Here is a 6,658-nt window from a genome sequence, read left to right on the forward strand (position 1 = left end):
TATATAGAACCCATTTGGTATCTTTTTTAGAATGGTTACATAATAATGATTTCAGAAGAAATACTTTAATCTCGTCAAAGCCTTTTGTTATTTGGGTTACAGGCGTAAATATCAAATAGGTTCTATAACAGAAGGAGTAGGAGAATTAGATCAAGGTAAACTACCCAAACTGTTAGAGCTAAAGTATCATAATCTCAATGATGCCGTAGCAGAATTAGGTACAGTTAAAGGCATTAAACAAATATTTATTGACTTTCAAAAGTACCTCTACTCAACATCTGAGGAAATAGCTTAATCAACATGGATAGTGATCGATCGCCAAGGGATTGACAATAATTTCACTATAATGCTAAAATCTAAAATTGTGTCTTAAATTTTGTTCGGATCAGGTAAGGGCATAAATAAAGCAGAGAAAATAAATTCTGCTACCTGTACGGCAGTATATAAAAAGGAAATTAATATGACTTATGCAGTAATTCAAATCTGTGGGAAACAGCTAAAAGTTGAACCGGGCAGATTTTATGATTTAGATAGGATTGATGTCGAGTTGGATGGTGAATTAATCATTGATAAAGTATTATTAATTCATCATGAAGATCAAATTCATGTTGGACAACCTTACGTTGAAGGTGGTAGCGTTGGTAGTACCATTATCGGTCATCGTCGGGGAAAAAAGGTTATCGTTTATAAAATGCAACCTAAGAAGAAAACCCGTAAAAAAAGAGGCCACAGACAAGAATTAAGTCGTTTATTAATTAAATCTATCAGTTTAGGTGATAATGTTTTAGCTGAAAAAGAAATAGAAATCAAAGAAGCTGAGGTTGCGGTTGAGGCTTAAGATTTAGCACAATAAGTTAATCAATAAAATAAATTTACTAGGAGTAAAAGTTAATGGCACATAAGAAAGGTACAGGTAGTACAAGAAACGGCAGAGATTCTAATTCTCAACGGTTAGGAGTTAAACGTTATGGTGGTGAAACTGTTAAAGCAGGGAATATTTTAGTTCGTCAACGTGGTACTAAATTTTATCCTGGTAATAATGTTGGCATCGGTAAAGATGATACTCTTTTTGCACTTATCGAAGGAGTTGTTAAATTTGAGTATAAAACTGCCAGTCGTAAAAAAATAAGTGTCTATCCTGTGGAAACTGCCGCTTAGGAATAATGAGGAATGAGAAATTAGCAAGAGGTTTAAACCCCTTGTTAGGAATTAGGAATTGAAAAGCAAAAAGTCTCCTCCTCTCCTCATCTTTCAGTTTTATTTCTTGTCAAAATTCCACATCACGAGATTATCATCTAAATGTTTCGTTACTTCGTAGCCAATATCGCTAATTTTGTTTAAATCTTCTTCACTTAAGTTTACTTTTATTGCTTCAGCATTTTCTTTTACTTGTTGTGAATTTCTTGCCCCTACAATAGCGTTACTGAGAGGTTGATTAATTAACCAAGCGATCGCCAATTGTGTTAAGCTACAGTTATATTGTTGTGCAATGGGAGTTAATTGACTTAAAGCAATTTGCACTCTTTCCCAATGGGGGGATTGAAATAAACGATGATCTTTGCGATGATCACCATCAAGGAAATTAGGATTATTACCGAATTTTCCAGTTAAAATTCCTTGAGCTAGGGAAGAATAAGCCAAAATTGAGATATTATGTTCGATACAGTAGGGTTGAATTTCTTTTTCTATTCCACGCCAAAAAAGAGAATAAGGAGGTTGAATACTCTCGATTTGCCCATACAATGAGGCTTCTGCCAATTGTTGACGAGAAAAGTTAGATACCCCTATGGCTCTAATTTTACCTTGTTGTTTCAAATCATTTAATGCCTTCATGGTTTCTTCTATCGGTACAATGTCACTATTCCAAGTACCAGAAGGCCAGTGAATCTGGTATAAATCTATATAATCTGTCTGTAAATTTGTCAAAGAATTATGACAAGCCGTGATAACTTGATCATATTTCATGTGATTGGCAAAAACTTTAGTGGCATAAATAACTTTATCTCGCACATTTTTTAAGGCTTCACTAACAATCCTTTCTGAATGCCCTTCTCCATATATTTCTGCTGTATCAATAGTGGTAATCCCTGCCTCAAAAGCCTCTCGAATTGCTTTAATACTCTCAGTATCTTCAATCCCTACCCACATTCTTTTCCCCGCCTGCCATGTCCCCATAATTACGGGCGTAATATATAGATCGGAGTTACCTAATTGTCTTGTTTCCATTTTGCTTAGTTTTTTTGTTTAAGAAAGAAAAAATTTAATTACTATTATCGGGAAAAATGGTTGTATTTTAATTCGTCATGGTAGCAAACATAATATTTACCAAAATCCTGATACTGGAATTTCTCAACCAATAAATACCTCGATAGAGATAAATTAATGAAATATTAGGACAAAAAATCATCCAAGATTTAACTAGCAACTAAACTCAAGTATCAATGTTTTAATATAATGTCAGAATAATAGTTAATTTTCATATTAAATCATCACTTATAAATCTGATAAAATCTGCTCGTACTGATCATGATGTCCAATCAAAAACTATAAAATATCATCGTATTCACCAACACCTAATGGCCTATAATTATCAGCAACTATTACATACCATAAATTTTAAATTTTTGTGATTAACAAATATGAGTAAAAAGTTCCAACTGTTGAAACTGACTATCATTACTTTCTGTTAAAGATAAATCATAGTTAGCAATAAATAATTCTTCACCATTTTGATTAACATTACCATTAATATTTCTCATGCCATAAGTTAAATTCCATGACTGAATATTAGCCCATGAAAATAAATTTCTAATATAATCACTATCATCATAAGTCATTAACCATTTATGATTAGTCTGTTTAAGAATACTAGCTAATTTTTCATGATCAAATCCTTTATGCAAATGTCCTCTTTTTCCGTATAAAGCTGACTTTTCTGCACTATAATAAGGAGGATCTAAAAATAAAAATACCTCTTTTCCTTCTGCTTCTAATACTTGTTGATAATCATTATTTGTAATGCAAGTATTGTTTAATATTTGTGATAAATTTTTTACTCTGTCAACACTAGAATCAGTAAATCTTTTTGCAAAGGCTTTTTGAGAATAACTACCGCTTTCGGTTGTGCCTGAAAAGGTAATTCTATTAAAGATAAAAAACGCCGATGCTTTTTCTAATTCGTTAAAATATTCTATATTTTCTATTAAATATTTGTATAATAATTTTCTTTCTTGAAATTTTTGTTTCCATGCAATAATTTGCTCAATTAAATCCTCTAAATTTTCTTGACAATATTGCCAAAAATAAAATAAATTTTCATAAATATCATTAATCCAATAAGTTCGTTCAGGGTATAATTGTTTAAGATAAATAAAAACTGAGCCTCCCCCTAAAAAAGGTTCTCTATATTCCTTAAAGTTAGGAATTAAAGGAGCGATAAATTTGATGGCTTTACTTTTACCACCGGGGTATCTTAAAGGGCTTTTAATCATTTAATATTCCACCAATTTTTACAATAAAATTATTTATATTTGCTTCTTGAAATAAGGTATTAATAATATCGATTTGTTTATTTGATAATTTGTTTTGATGAGAAAATTGATTAACTTCTTCTCGGTTATGTTTTGAAGAATCAATTAAACCAAAAAAGAATTTTCCGTAATTGGTTGATAAATTTCATCGCTAAAAGGACTAAAATGATCATACCAAGGAGCTGTTAAACTACACAATAAACGTAATTGAATAGGTGCTGGTGAAAGATTAATTTTCTCTACAACAACTTGCACAGATTGAGAATTAATTTCTAAAAGGTTAATAATATCTTTTGTTAAATAACGAGGACAATATCCTAAATTAAGATGATTTTCTGTTCTTAATAATAAAGCATTATCATCATATTGATTTTGACAATCTCTAATTAAAAATAGAGGCGCATCTGTTTTTAAATTAGCAATATAATCTTGAGAACATTGAGGCATATATCGTAAACCATGAATAAAAAAATTAATAGCAAAATTATCTTCTTGATTTTTTTCTGGATAAGGGAAAACTTCAAAAGTATCTGTTACTTTATTACCTCTACTACGGGCTAAAATATTCATCAGATTAAATTCATTTTCACTAATATTTAACCAGTTAATATAATGAGGATAATCAGGACGGGATGAAGGCATTAACCGATTAGCAAATAGAGGAAAAATTGTCTTTGATTTATAAATTTTGTCAACTTCAGGAAAAGAATGTAAAAGTTGAAAATTTGATTCTGCTCTTGCTTTTTCTACACCATTAGTATAGGAAAAACCATAGTATTCTCCATCAAAAGTTAATAATCCAATGGGAAACCAATATCTAGTTTCTGGATTTTGCCACGCTAAAAATAATTTTTGAATACTCATAATTCTTTTCTAATATCTAATAATTTATTTCGATTTATTTCTAATATTTTTTGTGCAAACTCAACCGCTATAGATGAAAGATAATTATCGGGAAAGCATTGCCATAAATTTAATATATTATCTGTAGAAATCTTTGCCAAATTATTAAGCCATATTTTTAAAGTGGAACTGCTCGATCGCAGATCAAAGGTTCATCACTAAAAGTTCCTACTGTGGTAGAATAATTTTAGCATTAATCGCACTTATGCCCATCAGCATTAACAATTCCAACCTTGTTTATTTGATAAATGAATATATAAAGAATCGGTATCAGAATATATAGTTAATTGTCATTTTAAATAATTAGTTATAAACAAAGAACATTATTGTAACAGTTCTAAGATGCAAATTTAGCAACTGGTATATTTCTAGTAATAGAAATCGATTTTTTCTGTTGTTTAATAGTCTCAATTTTTCTCATAGTTTCAGCAGTAAAATAACTTTCACCACAATCAAAGACAACTCATTAAAGGTATATTTTCAATGATAAAAAGTTCATCCTCATTTCCATAACTTCGAGAAATATAGCGAATTTTAGATTTGTCTGAAGCACAAAAAACACATTTCATAAAATCATTATTTTTAATAACAATATAGATACTTAATAAATTGTAAAATGATTAAGCAGGAACTTTCATAATATTAGAAGGTAATTGATTTAAAATTAATTCATTAAGTTGAACTTTTTTACTAGCATTATCAATATCAATACCTACTAAATTGCCTTTTTCATCATAATCAAGTACAACTCCTTCAGAAATTTCCTGACTATCAATACTAGGTTTATCCGATAAATGAATATATAAAGAATCGGTATCAGAATAATAGTTAATTTTCATGGTTTAAATCCTTAGTTATAAATCCGATAAAATCTGTTCATATTGATCATGCCAATCCAAAACCATAAAACACCATCTGATTCATCAACACCTAATGCTCTATAATTATCATTAACTCTTACAGACCATAAACTTTTAATTCTTTTCAACTTTAAGGATGACGATAATTTTCCTTCAATAATTCATATTTTTGATCTGCTATTTTTTGAATTTTAAGGGGTAATTTATAATAGGATTGCCAAAAGGTATAACTGGTATAATGATTTATATTTTCTGGCATTTTCCTTCTTTAAATTCTCGTTTAGCTTGTGGAATCAACTTATTTAATCTTCCCTTTTCTAAATCTTCTTCTATTTGTTTATCCCATTGATTTTCTTTATATTCATCTATCCAATAAAATAACTCTTTTTGTTCAGTGACAGATAAATTCTCAACTGCTTTTTTAATGTCTGTGATAGTCATAAGTTAATAAGTGTTAGTTTTTTTATTATTATAACTCCCAAATATGATCACTATCCTCTAATGCCAATCGAACATTAGATAAATTAATAAGCTCTTTAAAAGGGCTTGATTTGGCTAATTCAACAATAGAATGTAATGTTAAAGCTAGAGCTTGATTATCGTGAGATGATATAGCAGAATCAACGGTATCAAATAGTCGTTTAAAGTTATTTGATCGTTCATCAAAAGACAATTCTAAATACTTTATTAAAATTTCACGTTTTTCCTTTATTTCTTGAATAGTAATATTTTCTATTGCCTTTATTTTTCTCCTTTTTGTTTCTTCTATTTCTCTTGTGTTTAAATATTCTTTAATTACTTCTATCATTCCATAAAAAACTAGATCAGCATTTGGGATTGCTTGAAATTTCTTCATAAATTTTGACCATTTTATCGATATACAAATTACTATTTTTTTAGAGGTTACAATATTTTTCTTTTATGTTGAAAGTCGCTTCATTGAGATTTCCTTCGCTGTCTAATACAGGTGTTTTTAAAATCTCTACAAGTGCTTTTATTAATAAGGCTACTTTTTGAAACTGTGGGGCATCTCTTTCAGGTATAAAATTTACTTTTTCCAAATTTATATTTTCAGAACGAATCAAAAAACCATCGGAAATAAAAACTGTTGATTCCAATTTAGATAAATTCTCTATAGCTAATTCATTGAAGTTATTAACAAGGTTTTCTAATTCTTTAATTCTTGTTTGCACTTGTGCTAAAAAATTGTCTAAAGAATCTAATCTTTCTACTTCAACATTAACTTTTGCTCGATATTCGATTGCATTTGTTAAGGCTTTTTCTCCTTGTCCTCCCAATATAAAACCTGTTACCATGAGAGCAGGTGCTACTGCAATTCCCCCTAACATTACACTACCTAAAGTC

The 6,658-nt window shown here is 29.5% G+C and carries 10 protein-coding genes and 1 pseudogene; 3 read left to right on the forward strand and 8 right to left on the reverse strand.

Annotated elements, in window-relative coordinates; all coding sequences use genetic code 11:
• Positions 1-91 precede the first annotated feature (91 nt).
• From FWJ34_RS17025 to rpmA, 3 genes are all read left to right on the forward strand, one after another.
• The gene (locus FWJ34_RS17025; RefSeq protein ID WP_308256538.1) at positions 92-295 is read left to right on the forward strand and encodes a hypothetical protein; all 204 of its coding nucleotides are present in this window, start codon (positions 92-94) and stop codon (positions 293-295) included.
• Between the two features lie 165 nt (positions 296-460).
• Positions 461-838 carry a 50S ribosomal protein L21 gene (rplU, locus tag FWJ34_RS17030; RefSeq protein ID WP_308256539.1) on the forward strand — a complete coding sequence of 126 codons (378 nt, stop codon included), beginning with the start codon at positions 461-463 and terminating at the stop codon, positions 836-838.
• A 53-nt stretch (positions 839-891) separates the two neighbouring features.
• Positions 892-1,158: a 50S ribosomal protein L27 gene (rpmA, locus tag FWJ34_RS17035; protein WP_308256540.1), complete on the forward strand. Its 267-nt coding sequence runs from the start codon at positions 892-894 to the stop codon at positions 1,156-1,158.
• 99 nt (positions 1,159-1,257) lie between these two features.
• On the opposite strand, the gene FWJ34_RS17040 is transcribed toward rpmA, so the two are convergent.
• From FWJ34_RS17040 to FWJ34_RS17075, 8 genes and pseudogenes are all read right to left on the reverse strand, one after another.
• Positions 1,258-2,226 carry an aldo/keto reductase gene (locus FWJ34_RS17040; RefSeq protein WP_308256541.1) on the reverse strand — a complete coding sequence of 323 codons (969 nt, stop codon included), beginning with the start codon at positions 2,224-2,226 and terminating at the stop codon, positions 1,258-1,260.
• Between the two features lie 404 nt (positions 2,227-2,630).
• Positions 2,631-3,491 (reverse strand): DNA adenine methylase, encoded by an 861-nt coding sequence (locus FWJ34_RS17045; RefSeq protein WP_308256542.1) that lies wholly within the window; start codon positions 3,489-3,491, stop codon positions 2,631-2,633.
• Between the two features lie 144 nt (positions 3,492-3,635).
• On the reverse strand, positions 3,636-4,394 hold the full coding sequence (locus tag FWJ34_RS17050; protein WP_308256543.1) for an HIRAN domain-containing protein: 759 nt from the start codon (positions 4,392-4,394) through the stop codon (positions 3,636-3,638).
• Between the two features lie 659 nt (positions 4,395-5,053).
• Positions 5,054-5,272 carry a DUF2283 domain-containing protein gene (locus FWJ34_RS17055; protein ID WP_308256544.1) on the reverse strand — a complete coding sequence of 73 codons (219 nt, stop codon included), beginning with the start codon at positions 5,270-5,272 and terminating at the stop codon, positions 5,054-5,056.
• A 151-nt stretch (positions 5,273-5,423) separates the two neighbouring features.
• Positions 5,424-5,552 carry a hypothetical protein gene (locus FWJ34_RS17060; RefSeq protein ID WP_308256545.1) on the reverse strand — a complete coding sequence of 43 codons (129 nt, stop codon included), beginning with the start codon at positions 5,550-5,552 and terminating at the stop codon, positions 5,424-5,426.
• Positions 5,537-5,734: a hypothetical protein gene (locus tag FWJ34_RS17065; RefSeq protein WP_308256546.1), complete on the reverse strand. Its 198-nt coding sequence runs from the start codon at positions 5,732-5,734 to the stop codon at positions 5,537-5,539. The genes FWJ34_RS17060 and FWJ34_RS17065 overlap by 16 nt, the downstream gene beginning before the upstream one ends.
• A gap of 28 nt (positions 5,735-5,762) precedes the next feature.
• The gene (locus FWJ34_RS17070) at positions 5,763-6,149 is read right to left on the reverse strand and encodes a hypothetical protein (protein WP_308256547.1); all 387 of its coding nucleotides are present in this window, start codon (positions 6,147-6,149) and stop codon (positions 5,763-5,765) included.
• 40 nt (positions 6,150-6,189) lie between these two features.
• A pseudogene (locus FWJ34_RS17075) lies at positions 6,190-6,658 on the reverse strand (hypothetical protein); the annotation flags it as partial.

Origin of the sequence: Geminocystis sp. GBBB08 (assembly GCF_016743215.1) — a bacterium.
Classification (GTDB): Bacteria; Cyanobacteriota; Cyanobacteriia; order Cyanobacteriales; family Cyanobacteriaceae; genus Geminocystis.

Coding starts and splice junctions, on each gene's coding strand:
- rplU (WP_308256539.1), top strand. CDS start 461: ATGACTTATGCAGTAATTCAAATCTGTGGGAAACAGCTAAAAGTTGAA.
- rpmA (WP_308256540.1), top strand. CDS start 892: ATGGCACATAAGAAAGGTACAGGTAGTACAAGAAACGGCAGAGATTCT.
- FWJ34_RS17040 (WP_308256541.1), bottom strand. CDS start 2,226: ATGGAAACAAGACAATTAGGTAACTCCGATCTATATATTACGCCCGTA.
- FWJ34_RS17045 (WP_308256542.1), bottom strand. CDS start 3,491: ATGATTAAAAGCCCTTTAAGATACCCCGGTGGTAAAAGTAAAGCCATC.
- FWJ34_RS17050 (WP_308256543.1), bottom strand. CDS start 4,394: ATGAGTATTCAAAAATTATTTTTAGCGTGGCAAAATCCAGAAACTAGA.
- FWJ34_RS17055 (WP_308256544.1), bottom strand. CDS start 5,272: ATGAAAATTAACTATTATTCTGATACCGATTCTTTATATATTCATTTA.
- FWJ34_RS17060 (WP_308256545.1), bottom strand. CDS start 5,552: ATGCCAGAAAATATAAATCATTATACCAGTTATACCTTTTGGCAATCC.
- FWJ34_RS17065 (WP_308256546.1), bottom strand. CDS start 5,734: ATGACTATCACAGACATTAAAAAAGCAGTTGAGAATTTATCTGTCACT.
- FWJ34_RS17070 (WP_308256547.1), bottom strand. CDS start 6,149: ATGAAGAAATTTCAAGCAATCCCAAATGCTGATCTAGTTTTTTATGGA.